The 16,192-nt window shown below is 64.4% G+C and carries 18 protein-coding genes and 1 pseudogene; 5 read left to right on the top strand and 14 right to left on the bottom strand.

What is annotated here, in order from left to right; genetic code table 11:
• Positions 1–100: 100 nt before the first annotated feature.
• The gene (locus tag P9255_RS09885) at positions 101–952 is read left to right on the top strand and encodes a LysR substrate-binding domain-containing protein (protein WP_309768066.1); all 852 of its coding nucleotides are present in this window, start codon (positions 101–103) and stop codon (positions 950–952) included.
• Here the strand turns inward: P9255_RS09885 and P9255_RS09880 are convergent.
• The 5 genes from P9255_RS09880 to P9255_RS09860 all read right to left on the bottom strand — a co-directional run bounded on the left by P9255_RS09880 (position 949) and on the right by P9255_RS09860 (position 5,446).
• A complete protein-coding gene (locus P9255_RS09880; protein WP_309768068.1) occupies positions 949–1,992 on the bottom strand; it encodes a phytoene/squalene synthase family protein in 1,044 nt (347 codons plus the stop codon). The genes P9255_RS09885 and P9255_RS09880 overlap by 4 nt on opposite strands.
• 67 nt (positions 1,993–2,059) lie before the next feature.
• Positions 2,060–2,716, bottom strand: a complete 657-nt coding sequence (locus tag P9255_RS09875; RefSeq protein WP_309768069.1) for a septal ring lytic transglycosylase RlpA family protein — start codon at positions 2,714–2,716, stop codon at positions 2,060–2,062.
• Between the two features lie 122 nt (positions 2,717–2,838).
• Positions 2,839–3,546 (bottom strand): DUF899 family protein, encoded by a 708-nt coding sequence (locus P9255_RS09870; protein ID WP_309768070.1) that lies wholly within the window; start codon positions 3,544–3,546, stop codon positions 2,839–2,841.
• A gap of 34 nt (positions 3,547–3,580) precedes the next feature.
• On the bottom strand, positions 3,581–4,240 hold the full coding sequence (locus P9255_RS09865) for a glutathione S-transferase family protein (protein ID WP_309789426.1): 660 nt from the start codon (positions 4,238–4,240) through the stop codon (positions 3,581–3,583).
• 327 nt (positions 4,241–4,567) lie between these two features.
• Positions 4,568–5,446 carry a glycosyltransferase family 4 protein gene (locus P9255_RS09860; RefSeq protein ID WP_309768072.1) on the bottom strand — a complete coding sequence of 293 codons (879 nt, stop codon included), beginning with the start codon at positions 5,444–5,446 and terminating at the stop codon, positions 4,568–4,570.
• A 143-nt stretch (positions 5,447–5,589) separates the two neighbouring features.
• Between P9255_RS09860 and nudC the strand changes: the two genes are divergently transcribed.
• Positions 5,590–6,534, top strand: coding sequence for an NAD(+) diphosphatase (gene nudC / locus P9255_RS09855; RefSeq protein WP_309768074.1), 945 nt, complete (start codon positions 5,590–5,592; stop codon positions 6,532–6,534).
• 74 nt (positions 6,535–6,608) lie between these two features.
• Here nudC and P9255_RS09850 read toward each other — a convergent pair whose 3' ends face one another.
• The 4 genes from P9255_RS09850 to P9255_RS09835 form a co-directional block, all read right to left on the bottom strand.
• Positions 6,609–7,343, bottom strand: coding sequence for a ribonuclease activity regulator RraA (locus P9255_RS09850; RefSeq protein ID WP_309768075.1), 735 nt, complete (start codon positions 7,341–7,343; stop codon positions 6,609–6,611).
• A 15-nt stretch (positions 7,344–7,358) separates the two neighbouring features.
• A complete protein-coding gene (araD, locus tag P9255_RS09845; RefSeq protein ID WP_309768076.1) occupies positions 7,359–9,104 on the bottom strand; it encodes an L-arabinonate dehydratase in 1,746 nt (581 codons plus the stop codon).
• A gap of 107 nt (positions 9,105–9,211) precedes the next feature.
• The gene (locus P9255_RS09840) at positions 9,212–9,559 is read right to left on the bottom strand and encodes a hypothetical protein (RefSeq protein ID WP_309768077.1); all 348 of its coding nucleotides are present in this window, start codon (positions 9,557–9,559) and stop codon (positions 9,212–9,214) included.
• A gap of 136 nt (positions 9,560–9,695) precedes the next feature.
• On the bottom strand, positions 9,696–11,045 hold the full coding sequence (locus P9255_RS09835) for a hypothetical protein (protein WP_309768078.1): 1,350 nt from the start codon (positions 11,043–11,045) through the stop codon (positions 9,696–9,698).
• Between the two features lie 179 nt (positions 11,046–11,224).
• Between P9255_RS09835 and P9255_RS09830 the strand changes: the two are divergent.
• Positions 11,225–11,576 (top strand): annotated as a pseudogene (locus tag P9255_RS09830) (type VI secretion system baseplate subunit TssE).
• A gap of 44 nt (positions 11,577–11,620) precedes the next feature.
• Here the strand turns inward: P9255_RS09830 and P9255_RS09825 are convergent.
• On the bottom strand, positions 11,621–12,679 hold the full coding sequence (locus tag P9255_RS09825) for an NAD(P)-dependent alcohol dehydrogenase (RefSeq protein ID WP_309768080.1): 1,059 nt from the start codon (positions 12,677–12,679) through the stop codon (positions 11,621–11,623).
• Positions 12,680–13,052: 373 nt separating this feature from the next.
• On the opposite strand from P9255_RS09825, the gene P9255_RS09820 reads away from it, so the two are divergent.
• Positions 13,053–13,364, top strand: coding sequence for a hypothetical protein (locus P9255_RS09820; protein ID WP_309768081.1), 312 nt, complete (start codon positions 13,053–13,055; stop codon positions 13,362–13,364).
• On the opposite strand, the gene P9255_RS09815 is transcribed toward P9255_RS09820, so the two are convergent.
• Complete coding sequence (locus tag P9255_RS09815) at positions 13,331–13,651, bottom strand: HNH endonuclease (RefSeq protein WP_309768082.1); 321 nt, start codon at positions 13,649–13,651, stop codon at positions 13,331–13,333. The two genes, P9255_RS09820 and P9255_RS09815, sit on opposite strands and share 34 nt — an antisense overlap.
• Before the next feature lie 129 nt (positions 13,652–13,780).
• Between P9255_RS09815 and P9255_RS09810 the strand changes: the two genes are divergently transcribed.
• Positions 13,781–14,083 (top strand): hypothetical protein, encoded by a 303-nt coding sequence (locus P9255_RS09810; RefSeq protein WP_309768083.1) that lies wholly within the window; start codon positions 13,781–13,783, stop codon positions 14,081–14,083.
• A gap of 13 nt (positions 14,084–14,096) precedes the next feature.
• Here the strand turns inward: P9255_RS09810 and P9255_RS09805 are convergent, their stop codons facing one another.
• The 3 genes from P9255_RS09805 to P9255_RS09795 form a co-directional block, all read right to left on the bottom strand.
• Complete coding sequence (locus P9255_RS09805; RefSeq protein ID WP_309768084.1) at positions 14,097–14,528, bottom strand: hypothetical protein; 432 nt, start codon at positions 14,526–14,528, stop codon at positions 14,097–14,099.
• A gap of 106 nt (positions 14,529–14,634) precedes the next feature.
• Positions 14,635–14,853 carry a DUF3079 domain-containing protein gene (locus tag P9255_RS09800; protein ID WP_309768085.1) on the bottom strand — a complete coding sequence of 73 codons (219 nt, stop codon included), beginning with the start codon at positions 14,851–14,853 and terminating at the stop codon, positions 14,635–14,637.
• A 116-nt stretch (positions 14,854–14,969) separates the two neighbouring features.
• Complete coding sequence (locus tag P9255_RS09795) at positions 14,970–16,178, bottom strand: nitronate monooxygenase family protein (protein ID WP_309768086.1); 1,209 nt, start codon at positions 16,176–16,178, stop codon at positions 14,970–14,972.
• Positions 16,179–16,192: the final 14 nt, after the last annotated feature.

Here is a 16,192-nt window from a genome sequence, read left to right as displayed (position 1 = left end):
CCTTTCCTGCACTATGCCGCCCGGCAAGCTAAAAGAAAATCGCATAATATTGATAGATTCGTTCAGATTTTCTGATACCAAAGCCTCGCACCGACTCTTCATGAAAGCGCTCGACCTGGACGTTCTCTCGATGATCATCGCTGTCGCAGATACCGGCAGCATCAGCCGCGCGGCGGGGCTCGTGCACCGGTCGCAATCGGCGGTGAGCATGCAGATCAAGACGCTCGAAACGGCGCTCGGCAAGGCGCTCTTCGTGCGCAAGCCGCGCAGCGTCACGCCCACGCAGGACGGCGAAGTGCTGCTGACCTACGCGCGCCGCATGATCGCGCTGCGCGACGAAGCGTGGGCGGCGGTCGTCCGCCCCGACGTAACCGGGCGCGTGGTGATCGGCGTGCCGGACGATTACGCCTCGTCGCTCTTTCCGCCGATCCTGAAGAAGTTCTCAGCGACGTATCCGAAGGTCGAGATTCAGGTGGTCGGCTTGCCGAGCGCCGCGCTCGCGCCGATGCTGAAGGACGGCGCCGTCGATCTCGTCTGCGCCACGCGCGTGAAAGGCATCTCCGGCGAGTTCCTGCGCCACGAGCCGATGGTCTGGGCCGCCGCCCCCGGCGCGACCGACATCTGGCGCGAACGGCCGCTGCCGATCGCCGTGTTCCTGCCGGGCAGCGTCGCGCGAGAGAACGCCATTCGAAGCCTGGAGCGGGCGCGCATCGGCTATCGCACGTCGTATGAAAGTCCCAGCCTGCTCGGTCTCCTGACGATGGCCGAAGCCGGGCTCGCCGTCACGCCGCTCGCCAAATGCGCCGTGCCCGCGCATTTCACGCTGCTCGGGCAAGCGCAGGGACTGCCGGAAATCGCCGCGCTGGAAGTGGTGCTCGCGCGCAGCGCCGCATCGCAACGGCCGCCTTGCGATTTTCTGGCCGAGCGGATCATCGCGGAATTGCGCCGCTAGAGCGCGAGTTCGATCGCGTTCATTCGGCGCGACACCCACGCGCGCAACATGCGGTTCGATGCGACGAGCGGCATCGACGTCGCCATGATGCGATACACGTCGTTGCGCCGGACCTTGGAGATGCGCGCTGGATCGAGCCACGCGTCGTTGCCGGCGAGAAGCACGAGCGTGTCGAGCCCGATCATGATCGGCCACAGGCACGCGAGCCGAAGTCGCACGGCGTGCGGCGGAATCGCGAGCGTGTATTCGAGCGCGTCCTGAAAGAGCGGCAAGCTCGCGCGCAGCAGCTCCGCCAGGACGGGCCGCGCACGCGACGAAGCATCCGCTGCCAGCAGGTCTTGCGGCGCGAGACCATGACGCGCGAGCAGGTCGGCGGGCAGATAGCATCGGCCGATGCGCAGATCGCGTGCGCAATCGCGCAGCACGTTGGTCATCTGCAGCGCCTTGCCGAAGCGCACGCCGCGCGCGAGCATCACGTCGGGCGCCGTCCGGATGAGGCCGGGCATGTGCGCGAAGGTCATCTTGGTCCAGAACTCGCCGACGCATCCCGCGACCAGATACGTGTAGCGGTCGAGTTGGGCGAATGCATCGAGCGCCGCGATCTGTCCGGATGTTTCGTCCGGGAACGTGCGCAGGTCGAACTCCATGCCGGTGCTGAGCGTGGTCACGATATCGCGCACGGCGGCGGCATCGGCTGGGCCGAGGTCGCTCAGAATCGATAGCGCGGGTCCGAGCGATTCGAGCAGCACGCGTTCGTCGGGCTGTGTTTGCTGCCCCGCGACTTCATCGGCGATGCGGGCGAGCGCGCCGTCGTCCGGCGCGCCGTTCACTTGCGCGCGCAGCGACAGCAGCAAGTCGAGCCGGCGCGCCGGCGTGACGAGCGACGTATCCGCGATGGTGTCCGCCGCGCGCGCGAGCAGATAGGCGAGCCCGATGGGATCGCGCATCGCGGGCGGCAAGATGCGCAGCGTCAGATAGAAAGACCGCGAAACGCTTTTGAGAAGCGGGCCGAGAAGAAAGGCCCGGGGCGATTGGTTCATGTGTCGGATCGGATGACTCGGCAGGGCGCAGGTCTTGTGCCGCCGCATTGTATCCGTCCGATGGCCGTCAGGCCGAAGCCTGGGCCCGCGCTCGCGCGCCGTGACGCCGCGGATGCGCGAGGCGCAGCTTCATCGGCCTCTTCGGCGCTTTGGCGTGATACACGCGCGCCTTGTTCGACGCCGCGACCGGCTGCGCGATCTGCAGCCTGATCGGCTCGACCGGTTCGAGCAGGACGCGCGCGTGCCCGGCATTGCGCAGGCCGAGCAGGCTCGCGGCGGCGAACGACAGGTCGATCATCCGCCCTTTGACGAACGGGCCCCGATCGTTGATACGCACCACCACCGACCGCGTCCTCGAAACATTGCTCACGCGCACATACGATCCGAGCGGCAACGTGCGATGCGCGGCGGTCAGCGCGTTCATGTCGTAGCGCTCGCCGCTTGCGGTGCGACGTCCCTGAAACTTGCTGCTATAGAACGACGCCTCGCCGACCTGCAAGGGTTGCGACACTGCGTTGTCGGGTGCGATCGCGGCGGGCGCATCGACCGATGATGCCTCGGCCGCCGGCGTTTCGCGCACGTCCCGCGGCTCGTCCTGCGACGGCTCCGGCGCCGCAGCCGCGCTCACCGGCCGATGCGCGGCGCATCCGCTGACCACGACGAGCGCGCCGACGGATGCGAGACTGACGACGCGCGCGCGCCGGATGAATGCGTTTGCAACCATGAGCGAACTTCTCCCGGTAATACCGATTCACCGTGAAACGGTTCGCCCATAACGCCGGCCCGCGACCGAAGTTGACCACGCGCGCCCAGATTTGACTGAACGTCACACAAGCCACGCGCCGCCTAGGAATAGTTCAGTTTCGGATACCAGTCCGTACCGCGTCCTTCCGGCGTCATGTCGAGCACGGTCCAGAGCGGCATCGGATCGGGCGCGCCGCGCGGGTCCTCGCCCGGATCGGCGGTCGCGAAGTCCATTTCGCCGCCCCAGAAGTGGCGGATCACGCCGTCGCGCCGCGTGAACACGTTGAGAGCGGGTTCATCGCCGCCTTCTTTCGAAATCGCGTGATAGTCGCGGCTGAAGTTGCCGTTGGTGTCGGCATACAGCTTCAGGTCGCGCCAGCCGCGCTCTTTCTTGAACGCGACGAGCCTGGCGAGCGGCGAGCGCGCAATGACCGCGAGCGCCACGCGTTGTTCGATATCGCGCGCCTCGCCTTCCCACGCCGACAGCAGCGACGTGCACATCGGGCAGGGCCGCTCGCGCTGCGGTCCGAACATGTAGCTATAGGTGACGAGCGTGTCCTTGTCGCCGAACAGGCCGGCGAAATCGACGGAACCGCGCTCGCCTTCGAAGCGATAATCGCCCGTGACTTCGCCGCCGGGCGGCAGTGCGCGCCGCATCTGCGCAACGCGCTCGATATGCCGCCGCAACTCGATTTCTTCGGCCAGCAGCGCAATGCGCGCCCGCCGATAGTCGGCGCTTTCATTCGGGAAGGTCATCGTGGCCCGCGCCGCCAGTTCGGCTGCGGGAAGGCGTGAAGGCGTGGATGTCATGCGTGTTCTCCTGTGTTGACGAACTCGACGGGGGTCAGTCGCGATCCGGCGCGCCCGGCGGAAACAATCGCCGATACGGCCGCGCCTCGTCCACCGCGCGCGCAAACGAAGGCCGCGCCAGCAGCCGCTTGCGATACGCGATCACGTTCGGATAAGCATCCCCGATGCGATGCGTCCAGTCGGCATAAAACAGGAACGGCGCGGCGGCGCAGTCGGCGAGAGTGAAGGCATCGCCGGCGGCCCATTCGCGCGCCGACATCAGGCGGTCGAGGATGCCGTACGACGTGTCGAGCATCGCGCGGGCATCGGCGACGCCGCGTGGATCGCGCTCGTGATCGGGCCGCATGCAATCGAAGACGATCTTTTGCTGCGGCGTAGACACGTAGTTGTCGAAGAAGCGGTCCATCCAGCGCACGTCGAGCGCGGCGCGCGGATCGGACGAAATCAGGCGCACCGGTCCGCGATGAAAGAGGTCCAGATACTCGATGATGATCGTCGCTTCGATCACCGCCCGGCCATCGTTGACGAGGACGGGAAAGCGCCTGATGGGCCAGAGTTCCGCCAGTTCGCGCATGGACTGCGGCGTTTCGGGCGTGAGAGGCCGCCATTCGAACGGCGTGGCGTTTTCGTAGAGCGCGACCAGCACCTTCTGGCAATACGACGAAAACGGATGGGCGTACAGGCTCAGGCTCATCGGACGATCTCCATGATGGTCGGCGGCTTCATGGCCGGCTCCATGACGACGATCGGCGCGGCTGAGAATCGACACGCTTCGGCATGGAACGATCATCCTGTCGTTGTGCGTTGCGGGAACGCGATGCGACCGCCGTTCGATCGTCGCGGCAGTGCGGCAGTGCGGCTCTGCTGGCTTGGAGCGCGAAGCCGTCAACTTCCGTGAGTCCTATGCGATCAGTGCTGCGTGCCGACAAGATAGGACTTGTCGTTGCAGATCGCAACGGTCGCGCATCAGGTCAGCAGTGCTCTCAACATGCGGTCCCAGACGGGCGCGAGCGCATTCCAGTCATAGAAACGATCGGTGAAAGCCCTTCTGCGCGTCGAGATGGCTCTGACAGCCCGCGGGATCGTTTCGCAGTCTGACGACCGCGTCCGATAACGCATCGGCGAAGACCGCCACGTGATCGGCCGGCTTTTCCGTCCATTGATAGCCGAGCGCGCATCGATTACAGGTATCGAAAAGTCCGCCGTAGTTCGGCGCGACGACCAGATTGCCTGCGGACATCGCTTCGATGGCGGCGAGGCAGGAGGTCTCGGGCCATATCGACGGATAAGCGAACACGTGGCTTTGCTGAAGCGCGCGCCGCACGGCATCGTACGGTTGAAAGCCGTGATACGTGATGTTCGGGTGATGCCTGCAATGTTCGAAAAGCGGCGCGTAAGGCGCGTCGAGCTCCGGTTGGCCGTAGGCATCGAACGATGAATACACGTGCAGGTGCAGCCGCCCGAATCTGGCGAGCACATGCTCGAAAGCCGGCACGAGGAGTTGAAGACCGCGCTGCGGCGTCGTGTGGTAGATGACGTTGATGACCTCGTGCAGGTCCGGCTTGGGCAGCGGCGGTATCGGTTCGATGCCGTTCCGAATGACGATGCATTCGGAGTACGGCATGCCGTAGAAGATGTGGAACATCTGCATTTGCCAGTCGGACACCATCACGATTCTGGCGAACTGCTTGCGGTAAGCGGCGTCTTTCAGCGCCACCGTTTCTTCGGTCGGCACGTCGTGAAGCCAGAGCACGGTTTTTCTGTGCGGGTCGATCTCGCGGATACGCGACGGGATGATCTGAAACTTCGCGAGCAGGCCCGCGTCGAGTGAGCGATGCAACCGGCGCAGCATCAGCTCCGTCCCGCCATTGGCCTCGCGTGAGAATTCGTTGACTTCCATGATGCTTACACCGGTATCCGATACAGGCGGACTTATCGCATAGCCGCGACGCCTTGCTTCGCCAGCAAGGATGCGCCAACTTCGCTAGGATGCTCGCTGACCCTTTTCCTCAGGCGCGCGCCGCCGCTTCGACGAACTCAATCATGCCCACGCCGCCTCATGCCATCGGTTTCACGCTCGATCCGCTCGACCGCATGTCCGACAAACGCGATGACGAAGCGTTCGTCGCCCGCCTCCGCGACGATGCCGCCACGCGCTTTCTGCTCTTTGTAAAGGACGTGCCGCTGTTCAAGCGCATCGACGGCCGCGACGGGCGCCTCGATGCGCTGTTCGCCGCGCATGAAGCCGCGACGTTCGGCGCGCCGCTGCAGACGGTGCTGCTGGGCCGCGACGCCGATGGGCGCGCGCTCTTTGCCTGCGCCGTCGACGCGAGCGCGGAAGCCGCGGCGAGCGCGCTCGAGGGCGTGCCAGTCGAAACGATGGAACTGCGGCCCGTCGCGATGCAGGGACTCGTCGATGCGCCGATCGTCAGCGCGCTCGGCGAAGCGCGATCGATGCTCGACTGGCACCGGCGGCATCGCTTCTGCGCGAATTGCGGCCATCCGACCGACGACGCAGGCGCGGGCTGGCGGCGCATCTGCGGCAACTGCCGCGCGCAGCATTTTCCGCGCGTCGATCCGGTGGTCATCATGCTCGTCACCGACGGCGAGCGTTGCCTGCTCGGCCGTCAGCCGCAATTCGCGCCGGGGATGTACTCGGCGCTGGCGGGCTTCGTGGAGCCGGGCGAGACGTTCGAGCATGCGGTCTATCGCGAGGTGCTGGAGGAAGCCGGCATCCGCTGCAAGGACGTGCGTTACTTCGCGTCGCAGCCGTGGCCGTTTCCTTCGTCGCTGATGATCGGCTGTTTCGCGCAGGCAGTCGATACGGACATCGTCATCGACAAGAACGAGCTCGAAGACGCGCGCTGGTTCACGCGCGCCGAAGTCGCGGCGATGCTCGACGGCTCGCACGCGGACGGACTGTCCGCGCCGAAGCCGTTTGCTATCGCGCATCATTTGTTGCGGGGCTTCGCAGAGGGCGGGCGCTAGTTGCGCAGGGTGGATTCCCAGGCGGCCGAGCTGTTGGTCGCCTGACGAGACGATTCCACGTCCGGCGTTGTCCTCTACACCTGCCCCTTGCGCCACTCCGCATACTCCGCAAGCGTCGCCTCATCCGGCGGATACGTCCCGCGCAACGCGGCGCCGCGTTCCACGCGCATCGTGATGAACGCTTCCAGCAGTTCCTGCTCCGCCGCATCTTTCGCCACCTGCTCGGCCATATGACGCGGAACGATGACGACGCCATCGACATCGCCGACGACGATATCGCCCGGATACACCGCCACGCCGCCGCACGCGATCGGCACGTTCATGTCCACCGCGTGATGCTTCGCGAGGTTCAGCGGCGCGCTCGGGCCCGCGCAGAAGATCGGCAAGCCGATATCGCCGATGGTCCCGCTATCGCGCACGCAACCATCCGACACCATGCCCGCGACGCCCCGCACCTGGAGACGCGTCGTCAGAATCGAGCCGCTCGATGCGACCGTGCGATCGCCACGGCAATCCTGCACGAGCACGCTGCCCGGCGGAGCGGTCTCGACCGCCTTGCGTTGCGGGTGATCCGGGTTCTGAAACACGCCGAGATGATCGATATCCTCGCGCGCCGGAATGTTGCGCAGCGTGAACGCCGGCCCGACGAGATTCGGTGCGCCATTCGCCGGCTTGACGAGCGGCGCGACGCCTTGCAGGAACACATTGCGCAAGCCGCGCTTGAAGAGTTGCGTCGTGAGCGTCGCGGTGCTGACGTGGCGCAGCAGTTCGAGGGTCTCGCCGGAGACGGCGATGTCGTGAGTCGTCATGTCGATGCTCGTCGTTCAGTGGATTTCAGGCTCGCCGCCATCAGCGACGAATTTCTCTTCGAGGAAGTCGAAGTCGCAGCCCTTGTTCGCCTGCGTGACGTGCAGCTGATGCATCACGCCGAAGCCGCGTTCGAACGGCCGCTTCGGGCGCACCCACGCGGCGCGGCGGGCGGCGAGTTCATCGTCGCCGACTTCGAGATGCAGCCTGCGCGCGGGTACGTCGAGTTCGACGATGTCGCCGTCGCGCACGAGCGCAAGCGGCCCGCCCACGAACGATTCCGGCGCGACATGCAGCACGCACGCGCCGTAGCTCGTGCCGCTCATGCGCGCATCGGAGATGCGGACCATGTCGCGCACGCCCTGCTTCAACAGCTTCTGCGGAATCGGCAACTGGCCCCACTCCGGCATGCCGGGCGCGCCGACCGGTCCCGCATGTTGCAGCACGATCACGGAATCGGCGGTCACGTCGAGCGCTTCATCGTCGATGCGCGCGGCCAGGTCCGCGTAGTCCCTGAACACGACCGCCGGGCCGCGATGCTTAAGCAGATGCGCTTCCATCGCCGCCGGCTTGATGACGGCGCCGTCGGGCGCGAGGTTGCCGGTCAGCACGGCAAGGGCATCGTTCGGCACGAGCGGATTGCTGCGCCTGCGGATGACGTCGTCGTCGAAAATCTCCGCGCCCGCGATGTTCTCGCCGAGCGTCGCGCCATTGACCGTGAGCTGGGCGCCATCGATGAGATTCCCCAGTTCCGCGAGCAGCGCGCGCAGGCCGCCCGCGTAGAAGAAGTCCTCCATCAGATACTTGCCCGCCGGGCGCACGTTGCCGATGACGGGCGTCACGCGCGACAGCTCGTCGAAGCGCGCGGTCGTGAGCGGCACGCCCGCGCGCCGCGCGACCGCCACCAGATGCACGATCGCGTTGGTCGAGCCGGACAGGGCCAGCACGGTGGTAACGGCGTTGTCGAACGACTTCGCCGTGAGGATGTCGGACGGCTTCAGATCCGTCCAGACCATCTCGACGATGCGCTGCCCCGTCAGCGACGCGAACTGCGCATGGCGCGAATCGACCGCTGGAATCGACGCGAAGCCCGGCAGCGTGAGGCCGAGCGCCTCGGCGGCGCTCGTCATCGTGGAGGCGGTGCCCATCGTCATGCAATGACCCGGCGAGCGCGCGATGCCGCTCTCGACGCCCTTCCACTCCTCCTCGGTGATTTTGCCCGCGCGCAGTTCGGCCCAGTATTTCCACGTGTCGGAGCCGCTGCCGAGCGTGCGGCCGTTCCAGTCGCCGCGCAGCATCGGACCGGCGGGCAGGAAGATCGCGGGCAGGTTCATGCTGATCGCGCCCATCAGCAGGCCGGGCGTGGTTTTGTCGCAGCCGCCCATCAGCACGCAGCCGTCGAACGGATACGAGCGCAGCAGTTCCTCGACCTCCATCGCGAGGAAATTGCGATAGAGCATCGTCGTCGGCTTCTGGAACGGCTCCGCGAGCGTCATCACGGGCATTTCCACCGGAAAGCCGCCCGCCTGCCAGACGCCGCGCTTGACTTCCTCGACGCGCTGCCTGAAGTGCGTGTGGCAGGAGTTGATTTCGCTCCACGTATTCACAACGGCGATCACCGGCTTGCCCATGTAGTCGGACGGGTGATAGCCCATCTGCGCCGTGCGCGAGCGGTGGCCGAACGAACGCAGATCGTTGGCGCCATACCAGCGATGGCTCCGTAATTCCTCTGGCTTCTTGCGGATGGTCGGATCGTAGGCCAAGCGGTGTCTCCTCGCGCGCAGCGTCTCCACTTCGATGGGGACGATGGTAGCGTTGCGGAGCAGTGTCGTCGCTTGGGGTTTTTGCGAGAACGCTTAATTGGATGCGCTTATCCGGACACGAACGGCGCGGTCAGTATGAGCGCGCATTCGGTCAGGAACGACCCGAGCCCCACGCCGATGAGCACGCGTGCGACATACGTCCATACGCGGCGATCGACATTGGCCGAGCATCGCCAGGCCGCCGTGCACCACGCGAGATAGAGCGCCGCGCACGCGGCGAACAGGCCGAGCATGCCGGGCCAGAACCAGATGGTGATAAGCAGGAACGGTTCGGGAGCGACCCCGGTACCCCAAAGGTACAGATAGACGGCCCACCATGCGAGATGCAACGGCAGGCCGAGCAGCCACCAGACTTTCCAGAAGCGTTCTTCCCCGCGCCAGGCCTTGCGCAACATGCGTCGTCGTGTCGTGAAATGAGGTCCGCATTTTACTGCACGGGCGGCCGGGCGCCGGCGGAGTAACGAGTAGGTTTCTAAAGGTTTTCAGCGTTTTGCGTTGCAACAAGCGAGCGTTTCTTTCGAAAGACTTTCTTTATGTGGTCGCGCCGTCCGTCATGTGTCGGCTCGCCAGGTCGCCGCGATGCATCGCGAGGGCGCGCAGCGACAGCCACATGTGCATGTAGTGGACCATGAAGCTATCGGGCTTTTGCAGCTGATATGGCGTGTTCAGCGTGATGCAGTCGACCAGTTCGGCGTCGCTCGCCATGCCGTGCCGCATGAGGACTTTGATGAAGGCGTCCTGATCGCCGCCGCTTGCGTACGTCGATGACTTGTCCGCGACGCCGCCGATCGTCTCCTCGACTTCCGCCAGCACGTCGAGGTTTTGCGGCGTGCGGCGAAAGCCCATGATGCCCGAGTTGAACTGCCAGCTCATGTCCATCGCGATAAGACGATCGCGATTCGTGAAGAGCGCGTCGAGCGGCGTCGACTGATCGATGACGAGCACGTCCGCATCGATCCACATGACCCACTCGTGCGATGGCAGATGGCGGCGCAGCACCCACGGCTTCAGCCAGTTGCCGCTCGCGCTCTGTCCGGCCTCTTGCGGCAGGTCGCGATACACGTGCAATGCGTAGCCGTGACGCGTGCAATAGCGGCGCAGATTGCGCTCGGCAATCTCCCCGTAGGCCCGGATGTTGGGCGTATAGAGCATGACGAGCGCGATCGGCGCGTCGGGATTCAGGGCCTCGTATGCCGTATCGACGGCTTGCGGTTCCGGCTGCGGCGGCAGCGTCAGATAGGGCTGGCCGTTCGCCTGACACGCGTTGATGTGCTCGGCGAAGAGGTCGCGCAGGTCGGCATGGACGGGCTGGTTCGGCGGGGCATCGGGGATATCGGCAAGCGCGATGGTGAATGCGCGCCACTGCGTCCAGATGGGATCGATATGCCATGCTGCGGGGACTGCGGGATGAACGTCGTCGAAGCGCGTGATATAGGCGAATGGAGAAGTCGAGCGAAGCAACTCCGATTCACTCACGGCGGTGCTTCCGAACCGGGCACGCGCGCACAGGCGTTCCACCATTTCGCGCGATGCGGCCGTGTTGCGCCACAGTTGAAACGCGGCGATGACCGTGTCGTGCCCGGCGTCGCCCATCGACACGGTGATATGGTCGCGAGCCGCCTCCATCAACGCTTCGCAGGCAATGTCGCGCACGATCAGGCAGTCCTGCGTGAGCAGCAGGATGAGATCGCCGTCGGGCATGGCCCGCATGGCGCGCAACAGCGTCTGGTACTTGAGCAAGACACGCAGATGCGCCCAGCCGATGCTGCTTGCATCGACGAATTCGTGCGTGTACGCGCGGCTCGCGCAGTATCGCCGATGATTTTCCAGCGACGCGTTGGCGTCGCGGGTCGCAAAGAAACTGATCAGCTTCGTCGTCATGTGAGGCGCGGAGGAATCGCAGGGGAGGTCTTGATTCTGCGTCCCCTGGGCGGTCGTAAGCAAGACGAAGGACACATTGTTTCATGCGGTGCGGCAAGCGAGAGGTTCGTTGCTAGCGGCATCGCGATGGCGACGCGTGCGAGTCGCGCGAATGCATGGGGGATGGCCTGCTTGCGTTGATGCTCGTTCGCGAACGTGAAAATCCATCGCTCTACGACATTCTGCTCGGTCAAATCGACGGCGAGCCGATCCACTATTTCGACGACCGCACGCTCGAAGCCCTGAGCGTGCAGCAAAACGTGCGAGGCGTCGTCGCACGCGCTCAAGAAGCAGATGGAACTGACGCTGCTCAAATACGAGCCGCGCATCCGTTCAATCGATGTGGCCATCGTCGACACGCCGGAGCCGGGGCTGCAGGTCAGCTTCGAGATGACCTGCCACCTTAAGAAAGCGGGCCTCGTGCGCTTCGGCACCTACTTCGAGCCGCCCGGCATCTTCAGGCTGGAACGGCGCGTGCGCGAGGGAAGATAGATGGTGCCGGACGAGGCCCGCGAGAGAGCCTCGTCCGAGCACTCTTACTTCTCCATCGTCGCCATATCGATAACAAACCGATACTTCACATCGCTTTTCAGCATGCGCTCATAAGCCGTATCGATCTCGTCCATGCGGATCATTTCGATGTCCGAAGTAATCCCGTGCTTGCCGCAGAAATCGAGCATTTCCTGCGTCTGGGCGATACCACCGATCAGCGAGCCCGCCAGCGACCGGCGTTTGAAGATCATGTTCATCACCGACGGCGACGGGTGCGGATGCTCCGGCGCGCCGACGAGCGTCATGGTGCCGTCACGCTTGAGCAGCGCAATGAACTGATCCAGATTATGCGATGCCGCCACCGTGTTCAGAATGAAGTCGAAACTGTTCGCGTGCGCGGCCATCTGGTCAGGGTCCTTCGACACCACGACCTCATGCGCGCCCAGGCGCTTCGCATCCTCGGTCTTGTTCGGAGACGTGGTGAAGAGCACGACATGCGCGCCCATCGCCGCGGCGATCTTCACGCCCATGTGCCCGAGCCCGCCCAGACCCACGATGCCAACCTTGTCGCCCGGCTTCACGTTCCAGTGACGCAACGGCGAATACGTCGTGATGCCCGCGCACAGCAACGGCGCAACCGCAGCCAGCTCGAGATTCTCCGGAACGCGCAGCGTGAAGGCTTCATCGACGACGATCGACGTCGAATATCCGCCATACGTCACGCCGCCCGACTTCTTGTCCGGTGAGTTATACGTCTGAATGAAGCTGTCCGGACCTTCGCAATACTGTTCGAGACCTTCGTTGCAGGCATCGCAGACGCGACACGAATCGACCATACAGCCGACACCGGCCAGATCGCCCGCCTTGAACTTCGTCACCTCGGATCCGACTTCCGCCACGCGCCCCACGATCTCGTGACCCGGCACGACCGGATAGTTCGTGCCGCCCCACTCGTTGCGCGCCATGTGCAGGTCGGAGTGGCACACGCCGCAAAACAGGATGTCGATACGCACGTCGTTCGGGCCGACGTCGCGGCGCTGAATCTCCAGCGGGCCGAGCGGCTTGTCGGCTGCCGATGCTGCATACGAATACGCTTTGAACATGGACGAATTTCCTCTATTGACTTGAATCTATCGACATGAGACTCGCGCCTTCGCCCGTTGCGAAGACGCGGCCAGATCAGGTGGGTCCGCGCCTGTCGCGCGGCATTTTATGTGCGGGAGCGAACCTTCGCCACCACGCTATGCATCCGTTGCTGCTCCGTTGCCGATGCTGCCGATACTTCGGCGTCAGCAGGCAACCTCATTACTGTATGCCTATCGGAATATCTCTGCTTGAACGGCGGGCGGCGCGCGTGCGCCCCTCCTTAAGCGGGACTATTCGAGAGCGAACGGACGTCATAACGTTGTCACGAACGTGCGGGCACCGTATCGGAACCACAAAGAGGGCGAGACCATGCGGGCGAATGCAACGAGGGTGAGCATCGATCTACCGGGCGGCGCCGTCAGCGCCGAGTTTCACGCAGATACCGGGCGGCTGAGGATTCTCGAACGCGACATGCTGCGCGTCGAACTTTTTCCACCGCACTCCTGGTTCACGGTGGCGTCGGTGGCAGGCAACAGCCGCTGGGGGACGCGGCCACGGGAAGCGGATCTCTACCTCGTGCTGGAGAGCTTCATCATGCAGCGCTTCGGCATGTCCGCGCTGAACAAGGAAGCCGCGTGCGCGCCGTGGACCACGCCTGCACTGCGCGGTTACGACTTGCGCGACGAGCGCCGCGTGCGCTGATAGAAACCGTTCGGCTTCGTCCTGACCCACTCGACGAAGCCGCGCACCTGGTCATCGGCGAGCAGCGCCTCGACGGTGGAAAACTGCTGCGCGAGCTGCTTCTCGGTGAAGAGCGCATGCAGTTGCCGATGACAGATGCGATGAAACACCGCCGTCTTCTTGCCGCCCTGCGACTTCGGCACGAGATGATGCAGGTCGCGCTCCGACGGCGGCACCGGACGGCCGCACAACGCGCAAGTCTCTTCCTGCGGCGGTTGATACCACGGTTCGGGCGCGCGCCTGGGCATCGGGCTAGTCGTTTGCAGATAGGAATCGATGATTCAGTGTACCCGCCGTCGCGCGATGATGCCGTCGACCGATACGTGGCATCATGAAGGCGCTCTTCACCCTTCACGCATGCTCACGGCGGAGACGTCATGGAAGTGACCATCAGCGAATTGACAGGCCTGCTCGCGGAACTGGAACAGGAAGATCCCGTCGATTACGGCGACCTGCCGTTCGGTGAGCCCGAACTTCGCAGTCTCGTGTTGACGTCGCTATTGGAGAAACATCGCAACCTGCAGGCGAGCGGGCTCAACGCGAGCGATGTCAATCTCACTTACATGCTCACGACCGCGCTGCTTCTGATCGAGAATCTCGTGTTGCACGCGCGGCTGCTCTTGCTGCAGGGACAGCGCATCGACGTGAATGCGCTGTTGAGAAAATATTCCGGCGGATGAGCGTTGCAGCGCGTCAGCCTCGCGCGCGCTTCGGCGGCGTGTAGCCCGGAATCTGGCTCAACGCTTCATGGCACGCCGCCGATAAAGCCGCCAGCCGGTCGACGCTCGTGCGCATCTGCCGATGCGTCTGAGCAATGTTCTCGCGCAATATCTCGAGCCGGGGCTGGATGGTGTCGGCCATTGCATCGCCGATTGCGCCGCATGCGAGCAGCGTTTGCGCGTCGTCGTGGGCTTCGCGCAGTTCCATCACATTGACGCGGTTTTGCGCGAACACCCGCGCATGCGTTTCGGCAAGAGCGCCCAGCCCCATGTCGCGCATGCGCTCGACGAACGTGTACATCGACTTCATCGCGGTTTCGGCGGCGTCGTAAGCCATGAACTGGACATCGTCGATATGCAGTGACAGACGGCCTTCCGGTGTTTCGAATTCGAGCTTGGTGTGCATGGCGGGCAACGCGGTGAGTTGGATTGCCCGGAATTCTAGGCAGGCGCTATTCGCCGGCGTGTAGGAACAGGACGAATACCTGGCGCGCGTTCGGGTTCACTCCGTTTCAAGCCTTGCTTGCGGACGGCACGATCGATGTCGCGTCGTCCGCGACATCGAGTCCCCAGTCGCCGAACTCGTACCAGTCTTCGCCCATCAGTTCGGCCGGATGCTGCGTGCGATTCGAGCCGTTGCCGCAGCGCATGGCGTCCGCGGCGCAGTAGTGGTCGCAGCCCCAGCAATTGCGCTCGGGATGCTTGGGATGAAGGGGAAATCGCTTGGCCATGACGTAACGCCTTTCGTTGAACTGTTCTTAGCCTAGGGCGCAGCAAACCGTCGAGCCATAAGACGAGTTCGATTCAACGCGCCCGCATGTGAAACGCGACATTTCCGGACGACACATCAGCAGCCCGCGCCCGCCGTCTTCGTCGTACCCGTGAGCAGCAGTTCGATCAGTTCGCGCACGCTGCGAATCGCCGCGCCAAAAGGGAGCGTCTCGCGTCCACGGAAGAAAAGTCCATTGCCGACATCGCCGCGCAGCGCCGCCGCGAGGCGCGTATCGATACAGAAATGGCCGAACTTCTCGATGCCGTCGCGCAGACCGCACGCACTCAGGCATTCGAGCGCGGTCGGACACGTCTGCTTGCGTGCGCCGATTTTCGTGCGGATGCGATCCTCGTTGCGCAGGTAGCGCATGAGCCAGGGCGTCTTGACCGCGCGCGCCGGCAATCCCGTCACGCTGACGAACTCGACGATATCCTCCGGCGTCGCTTCGGCCAGCACGCGCTTGAACTCGGGATGCGCGTCGCCCTCCTCCGTGACGGCGAACGGCGTGCCGATCTGCACGCCATCCGCGCCCGCCGACAGCCACCCGCGCACCGCCTCATGACTGTTGATGCCTCCCGCGACGATTACCGGGACGTCCGCGCGCGCGATGCCGAGCGTGGCGAACACCGTCTCCAGTTCTTCCAGCACGCGAGCGAAGCCGAAGCGCTCGTTGTTCATGTCGGCGACGTCCGTCACGCCGAGATGCCCGCCCGCATGCGCGGGATGTTCGATCACGATCGCATCCGGCAAGCGCCCCTTTTTCATCCACTTCTTGAGGACGAGATTGACGCCGCGGCTGTCGGAAAGAATCGGGATCAGCGCGATGTGGTACCCGTCCGTGAGGTCGGGCAGGTCGAGCGGCAGGCCCGCGCCCATCACGATGGCGTCTGCGCCTTCCTCGCAGGCCACGCGCACGTAATCGGCATGTGCGCTGACCGCCTTCATCACGTTCACGGCGATCATGCCGCGCCCCTCGGACAACGCTCGCCCACTGCGAATTTCACGTGCCAGCGCGGTGAGATTGGCCTGTTCCAGCGTCTCGCGCGATGGATCTGCCTTGCACGCTGCGGTCAGATCGGCGTGATGATGACGCAAGTCGATGCTCGCGATGGTCCCGACGGCCCCTTCCCGCGCGACGCTCCCCGCCAGCCGATGCGCCGAGATGCCGACGCCCATGCCGCCCTGCACGATGGGCAGCACGCTGCGTCCGCGAATCGTGAGCGGCCTGAAGCCGTGGTACGCGGATATCGAAGGAGACGAAGTTTCAGCTTGATTTCGATTCATGATGTGACTGCCTG

Origin of the sequence: Caballeronia sp. LZ019 (assembly GCF_031450825.1) — a bacterium.
GTDB lineage: Bacteria > Pseudomonadota > Gammaproteobacteria > Burkholderiales > Burkholderiaceae > Caballeronia.
This window is presented reverse-complemented; position numbering and strand designations above follow the sequence as displayed.

Bases quoted from the DNA above. Each gene is read 5' to 3' on its own strand.
- P9255_RS09885 (WP_309768066.1), top strand. From the start codon at position 101: ATGAAAGCGCTCGACCTGGACGTTCTCTCGATGATCATCGCTGTCGCA.
- P9255_RS09860 (WP_309768072.1), bottom strand. From the start codon at position 5,446: ATGGAAGTCAACGAATTCTCACGCGAGGCCAATGGCGGGACGGAGCTG.
- P9255_RS09875 (WP_309768069.1), bottom strand. From the start codon at position 2,716: ATGGTTGCAAACGCATTCATCCGGCGCGCGCGCGTCGTCAGTCTCGCA.
- P9255_RS09810 (WP_309768083.1), top strand. From the start codon at position 13,781: ATGGAAGTGACCATCAGCGAATTGACAGGCCTGCTCGCGGAACTGGAA.
- P9255_RS09835 (WP_309768078.1), bottom strand. From the start codon at position 11,045: ATGACGACGAAGCTGATCAGTTTCTTTGCGACCCGCGACGCCAACGCG.
- P9255_RS09800 (WP_309768085.1), bottom strand. From the start codon at position 14,853: ATGGCCAAGCGATTTCCCCTTCATCCCAAGCATCCCGAGCGCAATTGC.
- P9255_RS09850 (WP_309768075.1), bottom strand. From the start codon at position 7,343: ATGACGACTCACGACATCGCCGTCTCCGGCGAGACCCTCGAACTGCTG.
- P9255_RS09865 (WP_309789426.1), bottom strand. From the start codon at position 4,240: ATGAGCCTGAGCCTGTACGCCCATCCGTTTTCGTCGTATTGCCAGAAG.
- P9255_RS09880 (WP_309768068.1), bottom strand. From the start codon at position 1,992: ATGAACCAATCGCCCCGGGCCTTTCTTCTCGGCCCGCTTCTCAAAAGC.
- P9255_RS09815 (WP_309768082.1), bottom strand. From the start codon at position 13,651: ATGCCCAGGCGCGCGCCCGAACCGTGGTATCAACCGCCGCAGGAAGAG.
- P9255_RS09805 (WP_309768084.1), bottom strand. From the start codon at position 14,528: ATGCACACCAAGCTCGAATTCGAAACACCGGAAGGCCGTCTGTCACTG.
- P9255_RS09840 (WP_309768077.1), bottom strand. From the start codon at position 9,559: ATGTTGCGCAAGGCCTGGCGCGGGGAAGAACGCTTCTGGAAAGTCTGG.
- P9255_RS09795 (WP_309768086.1), bottom strand. From the start codon at position 16,178: ATGAATCGAAATCAAGCTGAAACTTCGTCTCCTTCGATATCCGCGTAC.
- P9255_RS09825 (WP_309768080.1), bottom strand. From the start codon at position 12,679: ATGTTCAAAGCGTATTCGTATGCAGCATCGGCAGCCGACAAGCCGCTC.
- nudC (WP_309768074.1), top strand. From the start codon at position 5,590: ATGCCCACGCCGCCTCATGCCATCGGTTTCACGCTCGATCCGCTCGAC.
- P9255_RS09870 (WP_309768070.1), bottom strand. From the start codon at position 3,546: ATGACATCCACGCCTTCACGCCTTCCCGCAGCCGAACTGGCGGCGCGG.